Source organism: Mucilaginibacter sp. KACC 22063, assembly GCF_028736115.1.
Taxonomy (GTDB): domain Bacteria; phylum Bacteroidota; class Bacteroidia; order Sphingobacteriales; family Sphingobacteriaceae; genus Mucilaginibacter.
The window spans coordinates 1,781,015-1,804,287 of the sequence record NZ_CP117877.1 but is presented as its reverse complement, the minus strand read 5'-3'; the positions used below and the strand labels follow the sequence as shown (position 1 = coordinate 1,804,287).

Genomic DNA, 23,273 nt, shown 5'->3' with positions numbered 1-23,273 from the left:
CAAAATATTATTTACTTTACGGGTAACTTTTCATACCTTTGCACGTTCAATTCTATATCAAAGAATCGAGGTAATAAAAATAGATGAGACAACTCAAGATCACGCAATCCATTACCAACCGTGAGTCCCAGTCACTGGACAAATACTTGCACGAAATTGGTAAGGTTGACCTAATCACTGCCGAAGAAGAAGTAATTTTAGCGCAAAAAATTCGCGAAGGCGACCAGGCCGCGTTAGAACGCTTAACCAAAACCAACTTACGTTTCGTAGTTTCCGTAGCAAAACAGTACCAAAACCAGGGCCTTACACTTGGCGACCTGATCAATGAAGGTAATTTAGGCTTAATTAAAGCAGCTAAACGTTTCGATGAAACCAAGGGTTTTAAGTTTATCTCTTACGCAGTATGGTGGATCCGTCAGTCTATTTTGCAGGCTATTGCCGAACAATCACGTATTGTGCGCCTTCCGCTAAACCAGGTAGGTTCATTAAGCAAAATCAGCAAGGCATTCTCTAAATTAGAGCAGGAGTATGAGCGTGAGCCTTCACCAGAAGAGCTTGCCGATATCCTGGAAACCACTGTTGATAAAATTTCTGATACCCTGAGCAATTCAGGCCGCCATGTTTCAATGGATGCCCCGTTTGTACAAGGTGAAGAAAATACGTTGCTTGACGTACTGGAGAACCAGGAACCAAACACGGACTCTATCTTAATTAACGAGTCGTTGTCAGAAGAGATCAAACGTTCACTGTCAACACTGACAGAGCGCGAGCGCGAAATTATCGTTCTTTTCTTCGGCCTTGGCACCAACCATCCGCTTTCACTTGAAGAAATTGGCGAAAAATTCAATTTAACACGTGAGCGCGTACGTCAGATTAAAGACAAAGCACTGCAAAGACTAAGACACACTTCAAGGAGTAAAATCCTGAAATCATATTTGGGTTAACCTTTATTGAAAAAATTTGTAGGGCCTTTGGTGAACAACCAAAGGCTTTTTTGTTTGTATAAACAAATGATCAATAATATTTCGCCTTCTGATTATCAAAGCCTCACTCCTGCCCAGGCCATTGCTTACCAAAACCAATTGAGGCAGCAAATAAATATTGAGCCGCTTGATAAAGAAATTAAAATCATCGGTGGTGCTGATATCTCTTTTAACAAATACACAGATGTAGTTTATGCAGGAATCATACTACTGAAGTATCCGGAAATGACCTTTATCACAAGTGCATCTGTAAAAACGACTACAACGTTTCCTTATATCTCTGGCTTATTGGCTTTCAGAGAAGTGCCAGCACTGCTTGAAGTATGGAACAAGCTTGAAGTAAAACCAGACTTAATGGTGCTTGACGGGCAAGGTATTGCGCATGAACGCCGTTTAGGTATCGCCACACACTTCGGCTTACTGACAGACATTCCGTCAATAGGCAGCGCCAAAAGCAGGTTAAGCGGCAAATATGCAGAACCGGCAAACGCGGTATTTGCTCAAAGCCTGATGTACGATCGCGATCAGGTTGTCGGTGTAGCGCTTCGCACTAAAAAGAACTGTAACCCTATTTTTATATCACCCGGCCATCGGGTAAGCATGGGGCAAAGCGTTGATATTATAAAGAACTGCATTAAAGGTTACCGAATACCGGAGCCTACCCGCCAGGCACATTTGCTGGTTAATAAAGTGCGTGTTGATGACGGCAGTAATGATAGCCAGCTTTCCATGTTTTAAAACAAATTACATACATTTTCGTTATTGTCTTGTTAATGTAAACTTAGTTGAAGCTTAATACATGTTTAAACATATATTTTTAACTTTGATTATAATTTAAAACAATCATACCATGGCAACAACAAAATGGGTATTAGACCCAATGCACTCAGAGGTACAATTTAAAATTAAACACCTTGTAATTTCAACAGTAACAGGTTCATTCAATAAATTTGAAGGTACTGCTGAAACTGAAGGTGACGAGTTTGAAAATGCAAACATCGAATTTACATTAGACGTTGACAGTATTGACACTAATCAGGAACAACGCGATCAGCACCTGAAAGCAGCTGATTTCTTTGATGCTGAACAATATCCAAAAATTACTTTTAAATCTACATCGTTCACCAAATCAGGCAGCGATTTCAAATTAACCGGCGATCTTACAATTAAAGACGTTACTAAATCAGTAACCCTTGATGTAGAGCACGGTGGTACAGCTACCGACTTCTATGGCAACCACAAAGCAGGTTTTGAAGTAGCCGGTAAAATCAACCGTAAAGAATTTGGTTTAACCTGGCATGGTGTAACCGAAGCAGGTTCTATCGTTTTAGGCGATGATATTAAATTAGATATCAGCGTACAGTTTACAAAACAAGCTTAATCGATATTAAACTTTAAAGAAAGAGGCTGCCAATGGCAGCCTCTTTCTTTTTTAAAACCATTTGTTGCTTAAGTTTGCTATATTATCATGCTAATCAGAATATATCCCGAAAACCCTAACCCGAAGGCAATTGAACAAGTGGTTGATGTACTGCGCAAAGGTGGCGTGATCATCTACCCTACTGATACCGTTTATGGCTTGGGTTGTGATATCACCAACCATCGTGCTATTGAAAAAATTTGTCGGATACGTAATATCAAACCCGACAAGGCGAATTTTTCTTTCATTTGCTATGACCTAAGCCACATAGCCGACTATACCAAGCCAATTGATAATACTACCTTCAGGGTATTAAAAAAATCTTTGCCAGGGCCGTTTACTTTTATTTTTAACGCCAGCCATATGGTGCCAAAAATGTTAAGCTCTAATAAGAAAACGGTTGGTATACGTGTGCCGGATAATAACGTAGCACGGGAGATTGTACGTGTATTGGGCAATCCTATTGTTTCTACCTCTATTCATGATGAGGATGAGATCATTGAATATTCAACTGATCCGGAACTGATCTATGAAAAGTACCGCGACCTTGTCGATATCGTAATTGATGGTGGTTACGGCGGTAATATTGCATCAACAGTGGTCGATTGCACCGGCGGAGAATTCGAAATCATCCGCCAGGGCAAAGGTGAACTGGAAGTTTAATTTGGCTTAATTAAGCATCGGGTTTTCCGGGAAGTTAGCAATGTGCGCATAGCGTTGGCCGAGGCTAATCACTACCTCTTTCCACAGGTTCTGCTCATCATGCGTAAATATAATATCCGGGCTAAACTTATTCGCTACAATCCAGGTGTCTTCCTGCAACTCAGCATCAAGCTGGCCTTGTGTCCAGCCAGAATAACCGGCAAAAAATTTAATCTCATCGTCAGTTAACTGGTAGGTGTTAATCAGTTCTTTAACTACTTCAAAATCACCGGCCCAATACATACCGTCCCAAAGCTCGGTTCCGCCTGGTATTTTATCAGGACAGCGGTGTACAAAGTGCAATGTATTATTAGCAACAGGGCCGCCAACATATACAGGCAACTCAGAATAAGAAATATCCGGCAGCAAATCGCCAATCATATATTCACTCTGATGATTAAGCACAAAACCCATTGCCCCTAAGTCGGAATATTCAGTCAGGAGTATTACTGACCTCTTAAAATTGGGGTCCATCATAAAGGGCTCAGATATTAAAAGCCTGCCCGCGGCTGGTGCAATTGTGCTTAGCATATCAAATCTGTTTATGTAATTATAACACGAACGTTAAATTAATGTTCTTTTTTATAAAAACGCAAGGATAAGGTGACCTTCGTCATGAAATTTTACAGTTACGTATTTGTAGATTTGCAATGATGGATCAAAAGGAATTACAAAACCTGCGACAAGATTATGCCGCAGCCAGGCTTACAGAAAAGGAAGTTAGCCAAGACCCTATAAAGCAGTTTGAAAAATGGTTTAACGATGCAATGAAAGCGGGCATACACGAGCCTAATGCCATGACGTTGGCCACAGCTACTAACGACGGCAGGCCATCGGCACGTATTTTACTCTTAAAAGGCTTTACGCAGGAAGGTTTTATATTTTATACCAACTACCTGAGCCGTAAGGGAAGAGAAATGGCTAAAAATCCTTTAGCATCTATTGTTTTCTTTTGGGGCGAAATGGAGCGACAGGTACGGATTGAAGGCACTATTGAAAAAGTAAGCAAGGAGGAATCAGAAGCTTACTTTCATAGTCGTCCTAAATTGAGCCAGATAGGTGCATTAGCTTCGCCGCAAAGCCAGGAAATTGCCGACAGAACTGTTATTGAGAGCAAAATGCAGCAATTAGAGGCGCAATATGCAGATAGCGAAGTGCCTAAACCATCGCACTGGGGCGGATATATTTTAAAACCGCAATTGGTTGAGTTTTGGCAGGGTCGCCAAAGCCGCCTGCATGACCGTATTGTTTACAAAAAAGCCGACAAAAAAACCTGGAAGATTGTTAGGTTAGCTCCATGAGTATGGAAGAGATCAAAAATTTGCTTACTGCAAAGTTCGGCAGTGATATCATTACAGGCGAAGAGGCTGGTATGTTACAGCCTGCTTTGCTTATTGATCCGGCCAGAATAGCCGAGGTATGCCTCGAGCTTCGTGATAATGAAGCAACTTATTTTGATTTCCTGGCTTGCTTATCAGGGGTAGATTATGGCATCGATGCGGGGAAATTCGGCGTGGTGTATAACCTGTCATCAATCCCTTATAAAACCCAGCTTACCTTAAAAGTAATCAAAGAACATGGCCGTGATATTAATGATCTGCCATCATTCCCGAGCCTGAGCAGTGTTTACCGCACGGCAGAATGGCATGAACGTGAAGCTTTTGACTTAGTGGGCATTTATTTTGAAGGGCATCCCGATCTGCGCCGCATACTTTTACCGGATGATTGGGAAGGTTACCCTTTAAGAAAAGATTATAAAAACGCGGAGTACTATAAAGGGATAAAGATTGATTGATTTCCGCCGTTATGTCATTGCGAGCGGTAGCGTGGCAATCTCCTCAGAATAAATGAGATTGCTTCGTTCCTCGCAATGACAAACCTAAATTGAAATGAATTATAACGAAGCATTAGAACGATACAACAAAAAAATAGCCGAGGCTGCCACTGAGGATATGATCCTCAACATGGGGCCTCAGCACCCGTCTACGCATGGTGTATTAAGGCTTGAACTGATCACCGATGGCGAGATTGTTAAGGAGGTAATCCCACATATGGGTTACCTGCACCGTTGTTTCGAGAAACATGCCGAGTCGCTTACCTATCAGCAGACCATCCCCTTTACCGACCGTATGGATTACCTGGCATCCATGACCAATGCACATGCATGGGTAATGGGTGTTGAGCGTATGATGGGTATTGATAAAGAGATTCCCAAACGGGTGGAATATATACGCGTTCTGGTTAGCGAGTTGAACCGCATTGGTTCGCACCTTATTGCTATTGGCACTTACGGCATTGATATTGGTGCTTTTACGCCGTTTCTATGGTGTTTCCGCGACCGTGAACACATTATGAACATGTTGGAATGGGCTTCAGGTTCGCGCCTGTTATATAATTACATTTGGGTGGGCGGCTTATTTTACGATCTGCCGGTTGGTTTTGAAGAACGTTGCCGCGAGTTTGTAGATTATTTTAAACCTAAACTAAAAGAACTGAACGAACTTTTAACCGACAACCAGATATTTATAAAGCGTACTGCCAGCGTGGGCGTTTTACCACATGATGTAGCCATTCAGTACGGCTGCTCAGGGCCAGTGCTTCGTGGCTCTGGTATTAAATGGGATCTGCGCCGCATAGATAATTATTCTGCCTATCCGGAGATTGACTTTGATATCCCAGTTGGCAAAGGAGAAATGGGGAAACTTGGCGACTGCTGGGACCGTTACAAAGTGCGTGTTGATGAGGTAGCCGAATCTTTAAAGATCATAGAGCAATGCCTTGACCGCCTACAGAAAGAATTAAAACGTACACCAGACTTTGATCCCCGTGCAAAAATGCCGCGCAAGATTACTCCTAAAGCACAAGACTTTTATATGCGTGCCGAAGGTGCAAAAGGTGAGCTTGGCTTTTATTTTATTGCAGACGGCCGTACCGAAGTACCCTTCCGTGCTAAAGCCCGCGGACCAAGCTTTAATAACCTGTCTGTTGTTCCGGCCATTTCAAAAGGCGTGATGATCGCTGATTTGATCGCTATTATCGGCTCAATCGATTTTGTGTTGGGCGAGGTGGATAGATAGCGTTTTAGCTACCAGCCTGCAACACTTTCCTTCTAAACCACAGTGGTATAAGTAGTACTGTCAGCAACAAGCTGGAGCAGATGGTAAATACGCCTATCAGATGAAAGCTTTGATCACTTACTCCGTTATGAAATAGCATTTTAATTTGTGTGCTTGATACAATTGCGCCTAAATAACCAAAGGTACGCATCAACCCAAATGATACCCCTTTTTGTGCAAGCGGCGCTTCCTGATTAAGCAGCGCCTGGTTGGCAATGATATTCACACCTTCGGCAATGCCTAAAATCAACGTAATACCTAAAATATAAATGATACTGCTGCCATGACCAAGCGTGAACCAACCAATGCAGGCTAATAGCATCACGGTTACGCCTGTTAAATTTTGACCGAAAATATTTTTGCTTTTAGCAATCAGGTAGGCAGATAACATGGCCATTGCCGATTCGGGCAGCATCATTAAACCAGTTTTAGCAGGCGATAACAGCTTAACACCTTCCAACCATTGCGGTATGGCGTAAAGCACCTGGTAGAGGATGTAAGTTGTAGCTAATGTACGCAGATAAACCATCAGCAATGCAGGTTTTGAAGCCAGCAAACGCACATCAATAAACGGCGATGGCTGTTTCCTTTCCCACAGTATCAGCATAACAAATAATGCCACTGATATTATCGGCAAAATCCATGTAAACTGGTGATTGATGAGTGTAAACAACAAGGCAAGTAGAAATCCGCTGAATATTGTTATGCCTGCCACATCAAGGCGTTTAAACAGGCTGGTTTCTCTGCTGGCTTTAGCGGGTGGATAATCAGGTATTGCTTGCGATAGTATGATGGCTACAATTACCCACGGTATATTGATCATAAATATCCCACGCCAATTGAACCACTGGGTAAGTAAGCCGCCTAATACCGGACCGAGTACCATACTTACCTGTGCCGATATAGCTATGATACCTAATACCCTACCCGGAACTGCCTTTCCTTCTTCAGCATATTTTCTGTTAATGATAGCCATAGCTGACGGATATGCCGCAGAGGTACCCAATCCTAATAATATTCTGGACACGATCAACCACTCGAAACCCGGCGCCGCAATACCAACAATGGCCGCTGCTAAAGCCAGTACAAAACCGATGGTATTGATTTTCTTGGGACTGTATATATCAGCAAGCCGCCCCATCAGGGGTTGAGCTACTGTGGAAGTAATGTATAATGACGTGATAAGGATAGCACCCTGGCCTATGCTTACTTTAAACGATTGGCATAAATTCATTAATGCCGTAGCCAGCATGGTAGAATTTAGCGGGTTAAGCATAGTACCAAGTATCAGCGGCAGCAAGAAGCGCCACTGGATACTTTCCTTATTCACAGCTTCTGTCATTTAAATTTCGTTTAGTTTGGTGATGATTTCTTCTGTTGTTCCGACCTCTCCAATCCGCGGAAAAATAAGTGAAAGGCTATGCTCATGTGCCGAAGCATGCAGATCTGTCATGGCATCGCTTGCAAAGGTGAGGTTGTAGCCATTCATGTTTGCATCGCGAGCTGTACCTTCTACACCTATGCTTGTAGCAATACCGGCTAATACAATTCCGGTAACTTCCAGTTCCTGAAGCTTTTGATGTATGTCTGTTTTAAAAAAGGCGCTCCAGGTGTGTTTAGTGATATGTACATCCGTTTCACGGGCATCAATTTCAGGCACCAGATCAAAAAATCCGTTTGCCGTCATGGAGGCAATAGTTTGTTTTACAGCTTCCGGATCTTTAGGCATTTTACTTGGCTGATCGGCACGTACCTGTGTCCATTTAGAGCCAACAGGATTAACATTTACATATACTATTGGCAATTCCTTTTCACGAAAAGCTTTTACCAATTCAGCTGCTTTTGCAATTACTTCTGACGAAGGGTGTGCTGTCGGCATACTTGCGATACCCTTTTGCAAGTCTATTAAAACCAAAGCTGTTTTCTTATCAATTGTTGTGATCATTTTATCTGTTTTTATTAGTAGTCTGATAGTTTTTCCAAAACCTTTACTGCTTTTTCCAGGAGCTCAAGTTCCTGTTTATTAAGTGTAGCATTCATAGCTTCTGTTAACCAGCTATCACGCTGCCTGCGCGATTCTTCTACCAGGTGCTTTCCTTTCATCGACAGCGTAAGCGCTATTTTGCGCTTGTCTATATCCGAAGGAGTCCTTACGATTAATCCTTTTTCGTCAAGCAAGGCCACTACCTGCGAAACCGATTGCGCCTTTATCCTCAACACCTCCGCCAACTCAGACGGATAAACTGTTCCGTTAAAATAAAGCAGTGAGAGTGCTGTAATTTCTGATAAAGAAAGCCCTTCACTTAGCTTGGTATGAACACGCAAGGTTTTATGAAGCTTTGATACTTCCAACCTTAAAGCTGATGCCAGATCATGAATTTTCATTCGATATAAATAATAAGGCAAACTTATAAGTTTAACTTACTATTTACAAATATATTTACTACTATTCAGAATTGAACTATAATAGAAATTAATGACAAACGACTGTTGACAAATGACTTAAATGTAGAAACGAAAAAAGCCCCTAAATAGGAGCTTCTTCAATTCTGTTTAAATTATATATAAAAGGGTTGAGTGATTTTAATATACCTTAACCTGGTATACGTAATTTTTCATTTTCTTGATCTTATCCTTGCGGCTTAAGCTGGCAAGTGTATTTTTAGAATTGATGTTGATCTTTTTGGCTACTGAGTCAGCAGGGATGCTGTGAATAGCTTTTAATAAGTATTGAGATTTGATAGCGAAAGCAGCACCTTCAACTTGTCTTTCCTTACCGCTGATGAAACCGATCACGTTACCTTTATTATCTAACAGCGGTGCACCACTATTGCCCGGATTTACAGGGATAGATACCTGGTAAGCAGTTGTATCATCTCGGAAACCGTTTGCAGAAGAAACATAACCTGAGCCAATTACAAGGCTGTTACCCGGATAACCCAATGTCAAAACGTCCTCGCCTAATTCGCTGTCAGCCTTCTTAATTGAATAAGGTAAGGCAGCAGCAGCTTTAAAGGTAGTATCGTCAATTTTTAATAAGGCAACATCATATCGCGGATCAGTATAGATCACACGTGCATGATAAGCTTCACCTGCATCGTTTTGAACATAAACAGAATCGGCGCCATTAACAACGTGCGATGCAGTTACCAGGTAACCATTCGGAGAGATCATGAAACTGGTACCACCAAATTTAGCAGGATCAGTAACGCGACGGCCTTTCTCCAAATCATTTTTCAATGATGTGGTAGCATGGCTTAACCTGTCGGTACGTTGTTTAACGTTATTAAGTTCGGCACGCAGCTGCGTGTAGTTTGAATTGTTGCCCCTGAAATATCCTGTAAAGAACAGCGTACCCAGCATGGCAAAAATAGCAATGGAAGCCGCAACAGAAATTTTTGAGTGGTGATTGCGCCAAAGCTTAACAATAAAATTAGGATGAACCGTAACTTCTTCCTTCAATGCCTGTACATCAATTTCCTGATGTATAGCATTTAAACGCTGTTCAAGTTCGCGGCGCTCATTATATTGCTTAAGCATACCAACAAACTGGCGATGCTCATTTACTTCGCGATCAATCGCTTTATTTTCTTTCCTAAGCGCATCAAAGCTGATCCGTTCCTCACGGCTCATCTCCCCTTTAAGGTAGCGCTCAATGTCTTCGTGTAAATGCCTGTCTTTCATGTTTCCCTCCTACCTGTTAATTCAGCTGAAAAAATAACTTTTTCAACCGTTGCAAACATTTGTATTTCTGCGTTTTGGCATTGTCTGCGTTGGTATAACCAAAACGTTCGCATATATCCTGCATGGAACGGTCATGCATGTAAAAATCTTCAATAATGGTACGGCAAGGTTCGCCAAGTTGTTTCAGAGCGCTTTCCATTTTATTATACTGCTGGTCGCGGTCTGTTTGCTTTTCCACATCATCCTCAACCGGCAGGTAATCCTGAAAATCCCTTATATCACCCTCATACCGGTTCAACTGGCTAAGCCGCTTAAGCCAAAGCCGCCTGCATACCGAGTATATAAATGTTTTAAGCTTACTGGTAAGCTCAAAATCCCCGCTTTTTATCTTATTATAAAGAACAATGATGGCCTCCTGATAAATATCCTTGGCATCGTCTTCATTACCGTTGTTATTGATGATCAGTTGCAGCACCATCGGGAAATAAGCAACGTATAAACGTTCTAAAACCGTGTCTGAATTATTTAGTATACCAAGTATAACTTCGCTATCTGCTGGTGCTGAACCTTTTATCACTTTACTCACTATTAATACTATTTAAGGCAAATAGTAACCCAATGTTTCCAAAAATAATTAATTGAAAAATTTTTAATGCAGCGGGTTACCTTTTGCAATTATAGGTATTAACTAATGGTAACTTAACACAAACTTTTAATTTTACAAACATGAAAAATTTCGCAAAATTAGCTATCGTAGCTTTAGTAGCAGCATCATTTGCAGCTTGTTCAGGTAACTCTTCAACGTCTACCACTGATTCAACTAAAGTTGATTCAACTGCTACAACTACTACTACTGTAGACTCTACTGCTAAAGACAGCACAGCTACTGACACTGCTAAAGTTGATACTACTAAAAAAATGTAATATTTGCTGATCAGCAAGATCTTAATAAAAAGGTAACCCACAACGGGTTACCTTTTTTGTTTTCTGGTATTAAGATTTAAAACAACATAATTGCTATGAAAACTTCACTTAAATCAGCACTTTTTATCTTAGCCGTATCAACTTCACTTGTAGCATGCAAAGGCAACAAATCTGGTAATGGCAGCGACTCTACTAAAACTGATACTGTTGCTAAAGATTCAACTGTAAAAGTAGACTCTACCGTTAAAGTTGATACTGCGAAAAAAGATTCAGCTTCTAAAGTTGATACCATCAAAAAAACTACGGAGAAAACCACAGTAAAAAAATCAGTTACTGAAAAGAAATAATTGATTTTTAACTGATTAAAGGTAATTGTTAAAAATTTTTAAAATTAACGGTTACCTTTTTCAAATACCGGTATTAAAGAGAAACTATTAATCACTTAATATTAAAATTCACAAAAATGAAAAATGCATTCAAATTAGCTATCGTTGCTTTAGTAGCAGTTTCTATGGCTTCTTGCAAAGGTAACAGCTCAACTACTACTACTGATTCAACTAAAGTTGACAGCACTAAAACTGACTCTACTGTTAAAGTTGATTCAGTAAAAAAAGACAGCGTTAAAGCTGATACTTCTAAAATGGCTAAAGACACTACTAAAAAAATGTAATAACCCATTTTTTAATACAAGAAAGGCCCTGCAAATTGCAGGGCCTTTCTTGTTATGTGTAATTTACAAATTTATTTCTTAGGATCAGTTGTAGTAGCCGCTGGAGTTGCTGCTTTTGCTGTACTATCTGCTGGTGCTGCAGTTGCTGCCGGGGCAGGTGTAGATGTTGCAGTTACAGGCACGCTTCTAACCTTCATGTGGGTAGTGTCTTTTTTAATGTGAGCACCACCAGAACCACCGCTTTCTACCATACTCGCCTCGCCCATGGTATTAGTTACTCTGAACGTGTCAAGGTTTGATGGAACATCTGTATGATTCATTACCGAATCTTTGCCACTGTCTGACATATGGTCGCCACTGCATGCGCTGAAAGTACAAGCGCCAACTACTGCTAATAATATAAGTTTGTAGTTTTTCATTGAATGTTATTTTGTCTTTTTCTGTTAATATCGTAAGCTGCTACAATATTACTCCTTTTATACAATAAAAGCACATTGACAATCAATGTGCTTTTAAATATTTGTAAAAAAACTTATTCAGCGTCGCGTAGTGCTTTAATTTGATCATGCGCTGCATTAAGCGCCAGTTGCTGCCTAACTAAAATATCCTTAATAAAAGCAGGAACTTCTTCTACTTCAAGCGCATCTTTGTAAGCTTTTTTAATAGCGTCTTCGCCAAACTCGCACTCTTCAAGTATGCTATGGGTGCTGTGGCCGGTAAAAGCAGCTTTAACCTCTAACCAGGTACGGTGTAATGAACCACTTGTGCTGGTAGTGTTATCAATATCATGGCCAAGTGCCTGAATTTCGGTGCTTAGTTCCATTTTATTTTGGTGGCTCTCACCAATCAGGCTTGTGAAAAGCGTTTTCAAATCCTCGTGGCCTTCGCCCAGATCCTTTGTAGCTTTTTCAAAACCTTCTATACGATCGTTATTGATCTTTACCAGATCATTTAATGTTTCAATTGTTATTGCTTGTGTGTTTTCCATAGTGATTTTAGAACAGGCAGAGATTAGCGTTTGTTTGTCAAATTTGTAATTGTAACTCTTACTTTCTGAATAATGATACCAGCCAGATAATAATAAGAATAACTACAATAACTGCAATAATACCAACAGCTGCTCCGGCTTTGAAAATACCGCCAACAACAGCACAGCTGTTTAAACACATAATTGCTAAAGCGAATAAAAGTACAGGTAAACGTTTCATAGGGTAAATTATTTTAATAGTGATGTGATAATAAATACAATAAGCGTACCTGAATCGCGTTACGAGCCAGAAAGCCTTAACTTTCTCAAGTTTTTTAAAAGAATAAGTGTTTTTACACTTTAAAAGCACCACCATTTAATAATAACATCCTATAACTATAGCCAATAGTTTTGAATAATAAACATATATAGTTATTAACTGTACTATAAAGTAAAAAGTTAAATGAATAGTTTATCATCAACATTACTCAATACTTTTCTCATACTAATCATATTATGGTTCATTATCCTGGTAATTGCCATTATTAGTCTGGCTAAAAGAAAAGATATGCTTATGCCGGTAAAAATATTTTGGTCAGCTGTATTATTTATAGCACCAGTTGTCGGGCTGATATTTTATCTGCTGTATGGTACCAGGCACAATCACGGACTTACAAAGCTTTAACTAAAGGCTTCTCTTTCTTACTGAGTAGTCGCACAACTCCTGCAGCCACGTAGTCGCACAACTCCTGCAGCCACCAAGCCCCCTGTTAGATAATAGAGTACCGACAAGGCTTTAGTTTTCTGTGTACGGTTACTATGCCTAGGATTTAAGCCCATTGGTTTGGGCAAATAAACCGCACCTACACCCGCAGCCAATCCCATTATTGAGCCTTTTAACCATGTTGATTTATTGCCCATACCGACAGCACTGTAATAGATCGTATTTCCAATAATATCGCCTGCAAGTGTAATTGGATAAGCATTCTTTTGAAACTTAGCACCCAGGCCAACTTGACTGGCAATTTTGCTCAGCGTTTCTATACCCAGTAAATCCATACGGGGTGCATCTTTAGGGTCTGTATTTTTGATCAGCTGATGTAATGCTGTTACAGCTAAAGCTCCGGCTAATCCGCCTGTTAAAGCAACAATTGATTTCATAATATATTATTGTGTTGGGCGTTGATATAATTTACGCAACTTGTTTTTAGCTTTCTCTAACGGTTCCTTTTCTTTCTTCGTCAGATTTTTTCCCGCCCGGTTAATGTAAAAATTAAGCATAGACATGGCCGACTGAAAAGGTGATGCTTTTCTGCGGTCGCTTTCCTCAGCTGAATGTTTTAATGACTTAGCAATTTTCTTAGGATCACCCGATTTGAACACATCCTTTTTCAGGTCCATTGCATTGCTGTGGGCGGTTACATTACCCGACCACTTACGTTTTGTATTTCTATGCTTTTGCTTTTTCGCCATTGCCACTCATCTTAACTTAAACGAATAACATTTTACCTTTGCTTTTTGTTGACAGGCTTTTTAATTTGCCACCGTCATGACTCCACTCCTATATCTTGAACACATTAGTGCTTCAATTCAAAATCAGCGCATACTTAATGATATATCATTAACGGTTAATAAAGACCAGCACTGGGCTATCATAGGCAAAAGCGGCTCGGGGAAAAGCGCTTTGCTTAAAGCCATTGCAGGTAAACAAAGCATTTCAGGCGGAGCTATAAATTATTATTTCCAACCATCAGAAAACCACAATCCTGCCGAAACTATTACCTCGCAGCATATTGCATTAATTGAATCGAGGCATCATTTCAAGAATTTTTCTAACACTGCTGACTTTTACTATCAGCAACGCTTTAATTCTTCAGACTCGGAAGATGCCCTGACGGTTGAACAATACCTGGCTGCTATTGAACTTAAAGCTGCGCCTCACCATTACTGGACATTGGAACGCGTAATTGACCGGCTTAATCTTAAATCGCTATTTGACAAAGAGATCATTAAGCTATCAAATGGCGAAACCAAACGTTTACGAATAGCTTCGGCATTAATTAAAAGCCCGTCGGTTTTATTATTAGATCAACCGCTTACCGGGCTCGATGTAAATTCGAGGCAGCATTTTGGCAATCTTTTACAGGAGATCGCCGATTCAGGGATAACAATTATCATGGCTACTTCGCCTTATGAGATTCCATCGGTAATCAATAACATTGTGGTCATTGAAAATGGCAGCATTGAAAATACATTTTCTGCAAAAGGCTTTGATCCTAAAACGCTAAATTGGATCCATCAGGTACAAATTGATGAAAATGAAATAACGGCGCTCCTTAACCAATCGGCTGGAGAAAGCTTTCAGCAGATTATTACCATGCGCAATGTACATGTGCAATATAGCGATGTAGTGATCTTGAACAACATTAACTGGCAGGTGAAACAAGGCGACCGCTGGGCTTTGCTCGGCGCAAACGGTGCCGGGAAGTCTACTTTACTAAGCCTTGCCTATGGCGATAATCCGCAGGCTTATGCAAATGATATAACTCTTTTTGACCGTAAACGCGGCAGCGGCGAAAGTATCTGGGATATCAAAAAACGATGCGGTTTTGTTTCTCCAGAATTATATCAATACTTTCCTTTAGATAATAATTGCCTCCAGGTAATTGAATCTGGTTTTTACGATACTTTAGGCCTTTTCAGGATGAGTGACCCTAAACGCGCCGGATTAGCTTTGCGATGGATGCGTGTATTAGGCATACACCAGTATGCACACAAACTATTAAAAAATATCCCGGCAAGTGCGCAAAGGTTATGTTTGCTGGCAAGGGCCCTGGTTAAAAACCCAACATTGTTGATACTTGACGAGCCATGCCAGGGCATGGACGACCAGCAGCAGCAAAAATTTAAACAGGTAATTGATACTATCTGCCAAGAGAGTAATATTACGCTGATCTATGTAACGCATTACCAGCATGAAATACCAAATGCAGTTAACAAATACATCCGTTTAACCAAAGGCGAACCTGCTATTATAGAAGGATAACGCAACATCTTACTTTAAGCAGACTTTAACTACATTGAATATTAAGGTAAATGCAGTTATCTTTGCTTTATGAATACTGCGGAACTGTTAAAACGTGCGTTAAATTTTGAATTTCTGAGCATTGAAGAAGGTGTTTACTTATACGAGCATGCCTCGACACCTGACCTGATGTACACAGCTAACGAATTGCGCAAAATACAGGTACCGCATGGTAAAGTAACCTGGCAGATAGATCGCAATGTTAATACAACCAACGTTTGTATTGCCAACTGCAAATTCTGCAACTTTTTCCGCCGCCCCGGCCATGAAGACAGTTACATTACCGACATTGAAACGTATAAACGTAAGATTGAGGAGACTTTCCGTTATGGCGGCGACCAGCTTTTATTACAAGGTGGCCACCACCCCGATCTTGGTTTAGCTTTTTATACCCAGTTATTTAAAGATTTAAAAGAGTTATATCCTACGCTAAAGCTACACTCCTTAGGTCCGCCAGAAATTGCACACGTGTCGAAACTGGAGAACATGAGCCACTACGATGTATTAAGCGCCATGAAGGATGCAGGCCTTGACTCATTGCCGGGTGCAGGTGCAGAAATCCTGAACGACCGTGTACGCCGTTTAATTTCAAAAGGTAAATGTGGTGGTAAAGAATGGCTGGATGTAATGCGCGCTGCTCACAAATTGAACCTGCCAACATCTGCCACCATGATGTTTGGCCATGTGGAAACTATTGAAGAGCGTTTTGAGCATTTGGTATGGATACGCCAGGTGCAATCAGAAAAACCTGAAGGCCATTATGGCTTCACGGCGTTTATTCCGTGGCCATTCCAGGACGACGGCACACTATTAAGAAAGGTCCGTGGCATTACCAACAACGTAACCGGTGATGAATATATCCGTATGATTGCATTAAGCCGCATTATGCTGCCTAACATTAAAAACATACAGGCATCATGGTTAACCGTTGGTAAGCAGGTGGCACAAATATGCCTGCATGCCGGTGCAAATGATTTTGGTTCGATCATGATTGAAGAAAACGTAGTTTCTGCAGCAGGTGCCCCTCACCGCTTTACCGCTAAGGGCATACAAACTGCAATAGCCGAAGCAGGTTTTGAATCGCAGTTACGCAACCAAAAATACGAATGGCGCGAACTACCTGTACAACTTGAAGAGCAGGTGATCAATTATTAATTTGGGAATTTAGATTTTCGAATTCATCAAGCTAAATTTCGTCATGCCGAACTTGTTTCGGCATCTCACATGCTTTGTGCTGCTCCACCATTTTTTCAAGTCATAAAAAAAGGTCGGACAAACTCTCGCAGTTTTATTCCGACCCTACATCTACCTATGAAAAACAGCCCTTTTAGTAGGGCATATAAATATAGACAATTGGTGTGCCATTAACAAAAAACTTTTACCATAACGCAATAGAGGGGTTTTATCAATTAATTTTTTAAACCTGTAGAATATCATACACTATAAAAGGATAAAAAATTCCCCAAAACTAAAAAGCGCCCCAAAATGGGACGCTTTTTGTGATTGTATTACGGAGTGATTATTTTTTGATGAACAAAGAAAGAATGGTTACAACCTGATCTTTGGTCAATATTTCATCAAAAGATTCTGTAGCTGCGTTAGCAGAAACAATAGTACTGATATTAACACCTGCCTGTGTGGTATTATCTTCGCCGGCATATACCGCTGCGGCTGCTGCAATTGGGATACCGCTGGTAGTACCGGTTATCCACGGCTTAACAGCAACACCACGTAACTGACGCAGCCTGCGCAGGTACGAAGCATGGCGAGCCTCTACAGAGTGAATATTGAGCGCCGCGGTTAAAACCGTTTGATTACCCAATAAATTTGCAGCCTGGCCTTTATAAGCGCGCACACCGGTATCCTCAAATGCCTGTGCAAGCGCTAAAAAAGTATCATAGCTGGTTTCAACACTTGCAAAAGGGCCTGTACCCGAGCCAGAACCGCCAGAAAAATCAAACGTTGGTGACGCAATGGCTGAACTGCCTAACACCGATTTAAGGAATTTTACGTGATTATTCTCATCTGTAGTAATCAGTTGTAAACCTGGCTTATCGCTTGCAGCAATGTATGATTTATTAATGTAGGTATTATAAAAAGATGACTCAAGGTACTCGGCGGTTAAAGCAAAGTTTAAAACGTCAGTAACGCTTGAAGTTGATGTTTGACCGTAAGCCTTTTTAAATAATGTTGAAAAAGCAAATGGTAATGCTGCTACAGCTACTTTTGAACCAAAACTGGTGATGTTTTTAATAGCAGCACGACGAGGGCTTATCCTGTCTTTAAATTCAGGATCGGCCGTTTGTATATCTTCAATTAAGTTAAGTAAGTTCATGATAATATGTCTTTATAGGATAGATTAATAATAATAACCAACACTTGAGAAAGTGATTTTTTTACCAGAAAGATATTTGTTGGCAACAGTAAGCACTTGTGCAGGTGTTTTAGAAATCTCTAAACTGGTGTTAGCAATATCCACCACGCTCGAATCTATAAACGTGTTTGGTGTAATCAGTTCGCGTATTAACGCAGCATGGCGCGCTTCTACAGAAACTATTTTACCTGCCAGTGTTAAATAATCAGCTGTTTTGATCATGTAACCTACACCGTTGTAAGCAGATACACCTAAATCTTCAAATGCCTTGGCAGCGCCAAGTACACTTGTACGGCTTGTAAAATCGATAGAACTGAAATCGGGCGTTAAACCTGGAATAGCATTACCTTGTAAAGCAGCTTTGAAAAACTCACGGTGAGCAATTTCATGATCGCGGATGTCTGTCAGGTAAGCAGATTCCTGTGCGCTGATGCCCGAATACGGAGTAGCAGCAACCTGCGTGTAAAATGCGGCTTCTAATTGTTCAAGCGCATAGGCATAGTTTAAAATTGCCGGGTCGCCCGAGCCAAGATCGATGTGATCATTGTACACATCGTGATTTTTTGAGCATGATTCTAATGATAAAACTCCGGCAGTAATTGCAGCTCCAGCTCCAGCATAACGCAAAAACTGTCTCCTGGCCATTCCACCCTGCTGTGGAGCCCCCTTTGTAGATGTTTCCATAAAAGATAGAAGTTTGTTTTTAAGTGAAAAAAATTGATTTATATTTATTACATATACGTGATTGTAATGTTCTTTGGATTTATATAATAACGATAGCCATAAGTTGTAAAGCATATAATATCTTTGTAACAGATGGATCACATAGCGCAAAACATTGAAGCCCTGATTTTTGCATCAGAACAAAGCATCAGGCTGGAAGAGCTGCAATACTGCCTTCAAAGCGTTTTTAATACAGATTTTTCGCCTGAGGATATTTTAAAATATATTGAAGAAATACGCATCAAATACAATGATGCACATTTTGCTATAGCGCTAGTGAAAACAGGTAACGGTTATCAGTTTTTAACCAAAAAAGAATATCACCAGGCAATAAACCAGTTGCAACTGCAACGATCAAAAAAGAAACTGAGCCAGGCCGCTATTGAAACACTGGCTATAATTGCTTACCGGCAGCCCATTACAAAACTGGAAGTGGAACAGATACGTGGTGTAAACTGCGATTATACTATTCAAAAACTGCTGGAAAAAGAGCTGATCAGTATCACCGGTAAGTCTGAGTCGGTGGGTAAACCGCTTTTGTATGGCACAAGCCCTATGTTTATGGATTATTTCGGTATTAACAGCATCAGCGAACTTCCACAGATGAAAGAACTGGTGACAGAAACCGATAGCATTGGAGATCAGGCTGAATAAATTTATTCAGCCTTTTTGCAGATTATTGATTTTCTTTATTTTTGTCAGACCTTAAATTTGCAGGTAAAAGGGACAAATTTCTATATTGCTTATACATTTCACTAATTAAGTTTTAAGTCAAATGGCAACGCCTAAAAAGAACGACAAAAAAGCACCCTCTAAAAGCGCTAATCCGAAAAAGTCAGATAAGTCTGTAGATGCTAAAGCTAAAAAAAGGCCTTTAGACGATGATGATGATGACGATTTTGAAGGTGGTTATGATGATCTGGATTATGAAGGATTAGACCGCTTTGCAGAAGAAGACGACTTTTAATCATTTCCTGATATAACTCATTTTACAGGCATCCGGTTGATGAGACTGGATGCTTTTTTCTTACAACTGATTTTCGCCCGCCACCAAAAAATGACCATCAAAGAAGTTAAGGATAAACAAGCCCGAAAAGCATTTTTAGATGTTGCCCGCAAAATTTACGCGAACGACGAAAATTGGATCTGCCCGCTTGATAATGATATTGAAGCTGTTTTTGATCCTGCCAAGAACAGCTTTTTTCAGCATGGCAAATGCACCAGGTGGATTTTAATTAATGACAAAGGTGATGTAACTGGGCGCGTGGCTGCTTTTATCAATGACAAAAAAGCCTATACCTACGAACAACCTACCGGCGGCATGGGCTTTTTTGAATGTATTGAAAATCAGGCTGCAGCCAACCTGCTTTTTGATACCGCCAAAAACTGGCTGCACCAGAATGGGATGAAGGCAATGGATGGTCCTATCAATTTCGGCGAAAATGATACTTTTTGGGGCTTATTGATAGAAGGATTTATCCCGCCATCTTATGGCATGAACTACCACCTCCCCTATTACAAGGCTTTGTTTGAGAACTATGGATTTGTTACGCAATACGAGCAAATTACCAACTGCGTAGATGCACACAAGCCGTTCCCAGAGCGTTTTACAAAAATTGCACAATGGGTAGCCAAAAAACCCGGATATGATATTAAGCACCTCGAAGCTGCCCGTATTGAAAAATTTGCAGCAGATTTCAGGGAGATATACAATGATGCCTGGAAAGATTTCAAAAACTTTGCGCCTATATCCCAAGAAGCCATACTGGATAGTTTCAGGCAAATGAAACCAATTATGGATGAAAACTTGATCTGGTTTGCTTATGTAAACGGCGAGCCTGCATCGGCAGTAGTAGTATTACCTGATGCTAATCAGATCATCAGGCATCTTAACGGTAAGTTAAATCTTTGGGGCAAAATCAAGTTTTTATACTACCGGTGGAAAGGTGTAAACCGCATGCGTGCAGTGGTAATGGGCACTAAACAAAAGTATCAGAACCATGGCATCGAGTCGGCATTATTTATTAAAATGAAGGAATATGTATTGCCGCTTAACCGTTATAACGAAATGGAACTATCATGGGTGGGTGATTTTAACGACAAAATGCTGGCTTTACATGGTGCTATGGGGGCAACATTTAGTAAAAAACACGCCACCTTACGGTATATTTTTAAATGAAAAAGCCTGGCAAAAAACCAGGCAATTCTATCTATTATATGAAGTGGTTGCCTGGTTATGCTGTAGCTTTACTCTGACGTAGTTCTTCAAAAAGTTCAATAACTTTCTTCTGTAAATCAATTACTTCGGTTTCCCGATCCATCAGCTTTTTGTTAACTGTTTCCAGTTCGCTTGCGTATTTCTGGTCACCCTCAATATCGTTAAAAGTTAAAAGTTGTACCACTGACATTTCAAATAAATCAGCTATTTGCTCAAGGCGTGACAAGTTAATGTCGGTAATACCCGTCTCAATCTTTGAGAAAGCAGGTATAGATATGTCTAATCTTTTCGCAACATCCTCCTGGCTCCACCCCTTTTGGTGACGTAATAATCTGATTTTTTTTCCCAGTGTTTTCATTCTAAATTTTAATTAAGGGTTAAGGTTTCTCAATAGTTAATAAAGTTACTAATTAATTTGATATAAAATTATAATTCTAAAATATCTTTTTCAAGATATTCTGCGTCAGTTGATTGAGGTCTATACCCCCAAAATTCCCTGAACTCATCATTAATATAGTTACGTTATGTGGTTGAATATTTTCAAATAATTTAACAATATTTTCAGGGGTATTATAAAATATCAAATCGTCACGTTTAAAAGCATCCTTTACCGTTTCAGCCGGATATGGCTCCATTTGCTTCTGCTGAAATGTTTTTAGATCAATGAAAACAACTGCTTCATCAGCCAGATCCATTGAACCCGAATACTCATTCAAAAAGTCTGCATTTAAGCTACTAAATGTATGCAACTCCATACATGCTATTAGCTTACGGCCTGGATATTGTGTTTTAACTGCTGCTATGGTTGCCCTCAATTTTGATGGCGAATGTGCAAAGTCTTTATAAACATTAACATCTCCCTTACTACCAAGTAACTCCAGCCTGCGTGCAGCTCCTTTGAAAGTGCTAATATATTCATAAAAGTTGTACGTATCAATTCCAAGTTTGTTACATACAATACGGGCCGCTTCAATATTTGACAGATTGTGCTGACCAAAAACATTTAATCTGTATGCCTTTGATTCATACATGATATAAGTTATCCCATCCCTGATCTCATACTCTGGTAGTGTATAAGACAGCTTATTGATCTCAGACAAATCTTTGATAACCATCTCATTAAGCACCTCATCTGATTGATTATAAACCAGCGTACCGCCAACGGTGATAGTTTCTATAAATTTCTGAAACTGCTCAACATAGTTAGCAAACGTTGGGAAAACGTTGATATGATCCCACGCAATACCGCTTATTACAGCTATGTTGGCTTTATATAAATGAAATTTCGGACGCCTGTCAATCGGCGATGCCAGGTATTCGTCTCCTTCTATAACAATCAGCGGGGCGTCTGTAATACTTACCATGGTATCAAAACCCTCTAACTGCGCACCTACAAGGTAATCAAATGCCATACCTGCATGCTGTAAAACATGCAGTATCATTGATGTAATGGTTGTTTTACCGTGGCTGCCGCCAATAACCACCCGAAGCTTATCTTTCGATTGTTCGTAAATATACTCCGGGTACGAGTATACCTTAACACCAAGGCGCTGCGCCATCAGCAGTTCGGGGTTATCGGTACGCGCATGCATACCTAATATAACTGCATTGAGATCTTTAGTAATTTTTTCGGGGAACCAGCCATATTGCTCTGGAAGCAGGCCGTGTTTTTTCAGTCGTGATACAGAAGGTTCAAATATAATATCATCAGAACCTGTAACCGTAAAACCCTTTTTATGCAAAGCAATAGCCAGGTTGTGCATTGCACTGCCACCTATGGCTATAAAATGTATTTTCATAATAGCTAAAGGGCAAAAATAATATAATTTGATAAGATACGAATATTTTGCAAAACTAATATTTGCTCATAAGTAAAAAAAGTTGCTTAATGATTTCAGTATACTTAAAATGATGATTTGGAAATAAGATAACTTGTTTTTACTTTTGTACTGTAATAATTTTAATTACAGTTATGAACGCCCGTTTCCAGACTGCCACACACATCCTTACCCTACTGCATCACATGCAGGGCCAATACGTATCGTCTGATTTTATTGCAGGCAGTATCAATGCAAATCCGGCATTGATCAGAAAAGAGCTTAGCGCCTTACGTAAAGTAGGTTTGATAGAAAGCAAAGAAGGAAAAAGCGGCGGTTATTTGTTAGCCAAACCATCGGGAGATATTACGATGGCCGATGTTTACCAAACGGTGAAAGCGGTATCGCCATTTGGTTTATCTAAAAACCAGCCTAACCCCGCCTGCCCTATTGGCAAACAGATTAATCAACATATTATTACGTTATATAACGATGTAGATAATGGTATAATTAAACAATTGAGCAGTATAACACTTGCTGATTTCAGCAATAAATTTTAGTAACTATTTTTTTAACAAAAACTGTAATAT

The 23,273-nt window shown here is 40.1% G+C and carries 31 protein-coding genes; 16 read left to right on the top strand and 15 right to left on the bottom strand.

Annotation, left to right across the window (positions count from 1 at the left end; all coding sequences use genetic code 11):
• Positions 1-83 precede the first annotated feature (83 nt).
• The 4 genes from PQ461_RS08050 to PQ461_RS08035 all read left to right on the top strand — a co-directional run bounded on the left by PQ461_RS08050 (position 84) and on the right by PQ461_RS08035 (position 3,066).
• Positions 84-944: a sigma-70 family RNA polymerase sigma factor gene (locus PQ461_RS08050; RefSeq protein WP_090466905.1), complete on the top strand. Its 861-nt coding sequence runs from the start codon at positions 84-86 to the stop codon at positions 942-944.
• A 66-nt stretch (positions 945-1,010) separates the two neighbouring features.
• Positions 1,011-1,721, top strand: a complete 711-nt coding sequence (gene nfi, locus PQ461_RS08045; RefSeq protein ID WP_274303124.1) for a deoxyribonuclease V — start codon at positions 1,011-1,013, stop codon at positions 1,719-1,721.
• 112 nt (positions 1,722-1,833) lie between these two features.
• The gene (locus PQ461_RS08040; RefSeq protein WP_274303121.1) at positions 1,834-2,364 is read left to right on the top strand and encodes a YceI family protein; all 531 of its coding nucleotides are present in this window, start codon (positions 1,834-1,836) and stop codon (positions 2,362-2,364) included.
• 87 nt (positions 2,365-2,451) lie between these two features.
• Entirely contained in the window at positions 2,452-3,066 is a 615-nt protein-coding gene (locus PQ461_RS08035) for an L-threonylcarbamoyladenylate synthase (protein WP_274303119.1), read from the top strand.
• Positions 3,067-3,072: 6 nt separating this feature from the next.
• On the opposite strand, the gene PQ461_RS08030 is transcribed toward PQ461_RS08035, so the two are convergent.
• Positions 3,073-3,636, bottom strand: a complete 564-nt coding sequence (locus PQ461_RS08030) for a YqgE/AlgH family protein (RefSeq protein ID WP_274303115.1) — start codon at positions 3,634-3,636, stop codon at positions 3,073-3,075.
• 119 nt (positions 3,637-3,755) lie between these two features.
• Here PQ461_RS08030 and pdxH point away from each other — a divergent pair, with 119 nt between their 5' ends.
• From pdxH to PQ461_RS08015, 3 genes are all read left to right on the top strand, one after another.
• Positions 3,756-4,406: a pyridoxamine 5'-phosphate oxidase gene (pdxH, locus tag PQ461_RS08025; protein WP_274303113.1), complete on the top strand. Its 651-nt coding sequence runs from the start codon at positions 3,756-3,758 to the stop codon at positions 4,404-4,406.
• Positions 4,407-4,408: 2 nt separating this feature from the next.
• Positions 4,409-4,900, top strand: a complete 492-nt coding sequence (locus PQ461_RS08020; protein WP_443192783.1) for an NADH-quinone oxidoreductase subunit C — start codon at positions 4,409-4,411, stop codon at positions 4,898-4,900.
• Between the two features lie 94 nt (positions 4,901-4,994).
• Positions 4,995-6,182 carry an NADH-quinone oxidoreductase subunit D gene (locus PQ461_RS08015; RefSeq protein ID WP_274303110.1) on the top strand — a complete coding sequence of 396 codons (1,188 nt, stop codon included), beginning with the start codon at positions 4,995-4,997 and terminating at the stop codon, positions 6,180-6,182.
• Positions 6,183-6,186: 4 nt separating this feature from the next.
• On the opposite strand, the gene PQ461_RS08010 is transcribed toward PQ461_RS08015, so the two are convergent.
• From PQ461_RS08010 to PQ461_RS07990, 5 genes are all read right to left on the bottom strand, one after another.
• Complete coding sequence (locus tag PQ461_RS08010) at positions 6,187-7,563, bottom strand: MFS transporter (RefSeq protein ID WP_274303108.1); 1,377 nt, start codon at positions 7,561-7,563, stop codon at positions 6,187-6,189.
• Positions 7,564-8,166 (bottom strand): isochorismatase family protein, encoded by a 603-nt coding sequence (locus PQ461_RS08005; protein ID WP_274303107.1) that lies wholly within the window; start codon positions 8,164-8,166, stop codon positions 7,564-7,566.
• Positions 8,167-8,180: 14 nt separating this feature from the next.
• On the bottom strand, positions 8,181-8,606 hold the full coding sequence (locus PQ461_RS08000; RefSeq protein WP_274303104.1) for a MarR family winged helix-turn-helix transcriptional regulator: 426 nt from the start codon (positions 8,604-8,606) through the stop codon (positions 8,181-8,183).
• A 198-nt stretch (positions 8,607-8,804) separates the two neighbouring features.
• Entirely contained in the window at positions 8,805-9,905 is a 1,101-nt protein-coding gene (locus PQ461_RS07995; protein WP_274303102.1) for a S1 family peptidase, read from the bottom strand.
• Positions 9,906-9,921: 16 nt separating this feature from the next.
• Positions 9,922-10,491, bottom strand: a complete 570-nt coding sequence (locus PQ461_RS07990) for an RNA polymerase sigma factor (RefSeq protein WP_274303100.1) — start codon at positions 10,489-10,491, stop codon at positions 9,922-9,924.
• A gap of 140 nt (positions 10,492-10,631) precedes the next feature.
• Here PQ461_RS07990 and PQ461_RS07985 point away from each other — a divergent pair, with 140 nt between their 5' ends.
• The 3 genes from PQ461_RS07985 (at position 10,632) to PQ461_RS07975 (ending at position 11,499) form a co-directional block, all read left to right on the top strand.
• Entirely contained in the window at positions 10,632-10,829 is a 198-nt protein-coding gene (locus tag PQ461_RS07985) for a hypothetical protein (protein ID WP_274303098.1), read from the top strand.
• A gap of 95 nt (positions 10,830-10,924) precedes the next feature.
• Positions 10,925-11,176, top strand: coding sequence for a hypothetical protein (locus PQ461_RS07980; RefSeq protein ID WP_274303095.1), 252 nt, complete (start codon positions 10,925-10,927; stop codon positions 11,174-11,176).
• A 116-nt stretch (positions 11,177-11,292) separates the two neighbouring features.
• A complete protein-coding gene (locus PQ461_RS07975) occupies positions 11,293-11,499 on the top strand; it encodes a hypothetical protein (RefSeq protein ID WP_274303093.1) in 207 nt (68 codons plus the stop codon).
• 71 nt (positions 11,500-11,570) lie between these two features.
• Here PQ461_RS07975 and PQ461_RS07970 read toward each other — a convergent pair whose 3' ends face one another.
• The 5 genes from PQ461_RS07970 to PQ461_RS07950 form a co-directional block, all read right to left on the bottom strand.
• Positions 11,571-11,918, bottom strand: a complete 348-nt coding sequence (locus PQ461_RS07970) for a hypothetical protein (RefSeq protein ID WP_274303090.1) — start codon at positions 11,916-11,918, stop codon at positions 11,571-11,573.
• Positions 11,919-12,031: 113 nt separating this feature from the next.
• Positions 12,032-12,487, bottom strand: coding sequence for a PA2169 family four-helix-bundle protein (locus PQ461_RS07965; protein ID WP_274303087.1), 456 nt, complete (start codon positions 12,485-12,487; stop codon positions 12,032-12,034).
• 58 nt (positions 12,488-12,545) lie between these two features.
• Positions 12,546-12,707, bottom strand: a complete 162-nt coding sequence (locus tag PQ461_RS07960) for a hypothetical protein (RefSeq protein WP_274303084.1) — start codon at positions 12,705-12,707, stop codon at positions 12,546-12,548.
• Positions 12,708-13,168: 461 nt separating this feature from the next.
• Entirely contained in the window at positions 13,169-13,627 is a 459-nt protein-coding gene (locus tag PQ461_RS07955) for a hypothetical protein (protein WP_274303083.1), read from the bottom strand.
• A gap of 6 nt (positions 13,628-13,633) precedes the next feature.
• Positions 13,634-13,939 carry a DUF3175 domain-containing protein gene (locus PQ461_RS07950; RefSeq protein WP_274303082.1) on the bottom strand — a complete coding sequence of 102 codons (306 nt, stop codon included), beginning with the start codon at positions 13,937-13,939 and terminating at the stop codon, positions 13,634-13,636.
• Positions 13,940-14,015: 76 nt separating this feature from the next.
• Here PQ461_RS07950 and PQ461_RS07945 point away from each other — a divergent pair, with 76 nt between their 5' ends.
• Both PQ461_RS07945 and PQ461_RS07940 read left to right on the top strand, forming a co-directional pair.
• Positions 14,016-15,512: an ATP-binding cassette domain-containing protein gene (locus tag PQ461_RS07945; RefSeq protein WP_274303080.1), complete on the top strand. Its 1,497-nt coding sequence runs from the start codon at positions 14,016-14,018 to the stop codon at positions 15,510-15,512.
• A 69-nt stretch (positions 15,513-15,581) separates the two neighbouring features.
• On the top strand, positions 15,582-16,706 hold the full coding sequence (locus PQ461_RS07940; RefSeq protein ID WP_274303079.1) for a CofH family radical SAM protein: 1,125 nt from the start codon (positions 15,582-15,584) through the stop codon (positions 16,704-16,706).
• Between the two features lie 364 nt (positions 16,707-17,070).
• On the opposite strand, the gene PQ461_RS07935 is transcribed toward PQ461_RS07940, so the two are convergent.
• Both PQ461_RS07935 and PQ461_RS07930 read right to left on the bottom strand, forming a co-directional pair.
• Positions 17,071-17,886 (bottom strand): ferritin-like domain-containing protein, encoded by an 816-nt coding sequence (locus tag PQ461_RS07935; RefSeq protein ID WP_274303078.1) that lies wholly within the window; start codon positions 17,884-17,886, stop codon positions 17,071-17,073.
• 24 nt (positions 17,887-17,910) lie between these two features.
• Positions 17,911-18,609, bottom strand: coding sequence for a ferritin-like domain-containing protein (locus PQ461_RS07930; protein ID WP_274303077.1), 699 nt, complete (start codon positions 18,607-18,609; stop codon positions 17,911-17,913).
• Between the two features lie 132 nt (positions 18,610-18,741).
• On the opposite strand from PQ461_RS07930, the gene scpB reads away from it, so the two are divergent.
• The 3 genes from scpB to PQ461_RS07915 all read left to right on the top strand — a co-directional run bounded on the left by scpB (position 18,742) and on the right by PQ461_RS07915 (position 20,827).
• Complete coding sequence (gene scpB, locus PQ461_RS07925; protein WP_274303076.1) at positions 18,742-19,302, top strand: SMC-Scp complex subunit ScpB; 561 nt, start codon at positions 18,742-18,744, stop codon at positions 19,300-19,302.
• Positions 19,303-19,423: 121 nt separating this feature from the next.
• Positions 19,424-19,615: a hypothetical protein gene (locus PQ461_RS07920; RefSeq protein ID WP_274303075.1), complete on the top strand. Its 192-nt coding sequence runs from the start codon at positions 19,424-19,426 to the stop codon at positions 19,613-19,615.
• Between the two features lie 39 nt (positions 19,616-19,654).
• Complete coding sequence (locus PQ461_RS07915) at positions 19,655-20,827, top strand: GNAT family N-acetyltransferase (protein ID WP_443192782.1); 1,173 nt, start codon at positions 19,655-19,657, stop codon at positions 20,825-20,827.
• A gap of 55 nt (positions 20,828-20,882) precedes the next feature.
• Here PQ461_RS07915 and PQ461_RS07910 read toward each other — a convergent pair whose 3' ends face one another.
• The gene (locus PQ461_RS07910) at positions 20,883-21,224 is read right to left on the bottom strand and encodes a helix-turn-helix domain-containing protein (RefSeq protein WP_274303073.1); all 342 of its coding nucleotides are present in this window, start codon (positions 21,222-21,224) and stop codon (positions 20,883-20,885) included.
• A 76-nt stretch (positions 21,225-21,300) separates the two neighbouring features.
• The gene (locus PQ461_RS07905; protein WP_274303071.1) at positions 21,301-22,665 is read right to left on the bottom strand and encodes a UDP-N-acetylmuramate--L-alanine ligase; all 1,365 of its coding nucleotides are present in this window, start codon (positions 22,663-22,665) and stop codon (positions 21,301-21,303) included.
• Positions 22,666-22,838: 173 nt separating this feature from the next.
• On the opposite strand from PQ461_RS07905, the gene PQ461_RS07900 reads away from it, so the two are divergent.
• Positions 22,839-23,243, top strand: a complete 405-nt coding sequence (locus tag PQ461_RS07900; RefSeq protein ID WP_274303070.1) for an RrF2 family transcriptional regulator — start codon at positions 22,839-22,841, stop codon at positions 23,241-23,243.
• Positions 23,244-23,273 lie beyond the last annotated feature (30 nt).

What these genes read in the sequence shown, in the direction of transcription:
- PQ461_RS08050 (WP_090466905.1), top strand. Translation starts at nt 84, where the DNA reads ATGAGACAACTCAAGATCACGCAATCCATTACCAACCGTGAGTCCCAG.
- nfi (WP_274303124.1), top strand. Translation starts at nt 1,011, where the DNA reads ATGATCAATAATATTTCGCCTTCTGATTATCAAAGCCTCACTCCTGCC.
- PQ461_RS08040 (WP_274303121.1), top strand. Translation starts at nt 1,834, where the DNA reads ATGGCAACAACAAAATGGGTATTAGACCCAATGCACTCAGAGGTACAA.
- PQ461_RS08035 (WP_274303119.1), top strand. Translation starts at nt 2,452, where the DNA reads ATGCTAATCAGAATATATCCCGAAAACCCTAACCCGAAGGCAATTGAA.
- PQ461_RS08030 (WP_274303115.1), bottom strand. Translation starts at nt 3,636, where the DNA reads ATGCTAAGCACAATTGCACCAGCCGCGGGCAGGCTTTTAATATCTGAG.
- pdxH (WP_274303113.1), top strand. Translation starts at nt 3,756, where the DNA reads ATGATGGATCAAAAGGAATTACAAAACCTGCGACAAGATTATGCCGCA.
- PQ461_RS08020 (WP_443192783.1), top strand. Translation starts at nt 4,409, where the DNA reads ATGGAAGAGATCAAAAATTTGCTTACTGCAAAGTTCGGCAGTGATATC.
- PQ461_RS08015 (WP_274303110.1), top strand. Translation starts at nt 4,995, where the DNA reads ATGAATTATAACGAAGCATTAGAACGATACAACAAAAAAATAGCCGAG.
- PQ461_RS08010 (WP_274303108.1), bottom strand. Translation starts at nt 7,563, where the DNA reads ATGACAGAAGCTGTGAATAAGGAAAGTATCCAGTGGCGCTTCTTGCTG.
- PQ461_RS08005 (WP_274303107.1), bottom strand. Translation starts at nt 8,166, where the DNA reads ATGATCACAACAATTGATAAGAAAACAGCTTTGGTTTTAATAGACTTG.
- PQ461_RS08000 (WP_274303104.1), bottom strand. Translation starts at nt 8,606, where the DNA reads ATGAAAATTCATGATCTGGCATCAGCTTTAAGGTTGGAAGTATCAAAG.
- PQ461_RS07995 (WP_274303102.1), bottom strand. Translation starts at nt 9,905, where the DNA reads ATGAAAGACAGGCATTTACACGAAGACATTGAGCGCTACCTTAAAGGG.
- PQ461_RS07985 (WP_274303098.1), top strand. Translation starts at nt 10,632, where the DNA reads ATGAAAAATTTCGCAAAATTAGCTATCGTAGCTTTAGTAGCAGCATCA.
- PQ461_RS07980 (WP_274303095.1), top strand. Translation starts at nt 10,925, where the DNA reads ATGAAAACTTCACTTAAATCAGCACTTTTTATCTTAGCCGTATCAACT.
- PQ461_RS07975 (WP_274303093.1), top strand. Translation starts at nt 11,293, where the DNA reads ATGAAAAATGCATTCAAATTAGCTATCGTTGCTTTAGTAGCAGTTTCT.
- PQ461_RS07970 (WP_274303090.1), bottom strand. Translation starts at nt 11,918, where the DNA reads ATGAAAAACTACAAACTTATATTATTAGCAGTAGTTGGCGCTTGTACT.
- PQ461_RS07965 (WP_274303087.1), bottom strand. Translation starts at nt 12,487, where the DNA reads ATGGAAAACACACAAGCAATAACAATTGAAACATTAAATGATCTGGTA.
- PQ461_RS07960 (WP_274303084.1), bottom strand. Translation starts at nt 12,707, where the DNA reads ATGAAACGTTTACCTGTACTTTTATTCGCTTTAGCAATTATGTGTTTA.
- PQ461_RS07955 (WP_274303083.1), bottom strand. Translation starts at nt 13,627, where the DNA reads ATGAAATCAATTGTTGCTTTAACAGGCGGATTAGCCGGAGCTTTAGCT.
- PQ461_RS07950 (WP_274303082.1), bottom strand. Translation starts at nt 13,939, where the DNA reads ATGGCGAAAAAGCAAAAGCATAGAAATACAAAACGTAAGTGGTCGGGT.
- PQ461_RS07945 (WP_274303080.1), top strand. Translation starts at nt 14,016, where the DNA reads ATGACTCCACTCCTATATCTTGAACACATTAGTGCTTCAATTCAAAAT.
- PQ461_RS07940 (WP_274303079.1), top strand. Translation starts at nt 15,582, where the DNA reads ATGAATACTGCGGAACTGTTAAAACGTGCGTTAAATTTTGAATTTCTG.
- PQ461_RS07935 (WP_274303078.1), bottom strand. Translation starts at nt 17,886, where the DNA reads ATGAACTTACTTAACTTAATTGAAGATATACAAACGGCCGATCCTGAA.
- PQ461_RS07930 (WP_274303077.1), bottom strand. Translation starts at nt 18,609, where the DNA reads ATGGAAACATCTACAAAGGGGGCTCCACAGCAGGGTGGAATGGCCAGG.
- scpB (WP_274303076.1), top strand. Translation starts at nt 18,742, where the DNA reads ATGGATCACATAGCGCAAAACATTGAAGCCCTGATTTTTGCATCAGAA.
- PQ461_RS07920 (WP_274303075.1), top strand. Translation starts at nt 19,424, where the DNA reads ATGGCAACGCCTAAAAAGAACGACAAAAAAGCACCCTCTAAAAGCGCT.
- PQ461_RS07915 (WP_443192782.1), top strand. Translation starts at nt 19,655, where the DNA reads ATGAGACTGGATGCTTTTTTCTTACAACTGATTTTCGCCCGCCACCAA.
- PQ461_RS07910 (WP_274303073.1), bottom strand. Translation starts at nt 21,224, where the DNA reads ATGAAAACACTGGGAAAAAAAATCAGATTATTACGTCACCAAAAGGGG.
- PQ461_RS07905 (WP_274303071.1), bottom strand. Translation starts at nt 22,665, where the DNA reads ATGAAAATACATTTTATAGCCATAGGTGGCAGTGCAATGCACAACCTG.
- PQ461_RS07900 (WP_274303070.1), top strand. Translation starts at nt 22,839, where the DNA reads ATGAACGCCCGTTTCCAGACTGCCACACACATCCTTACCCTACTGCAT.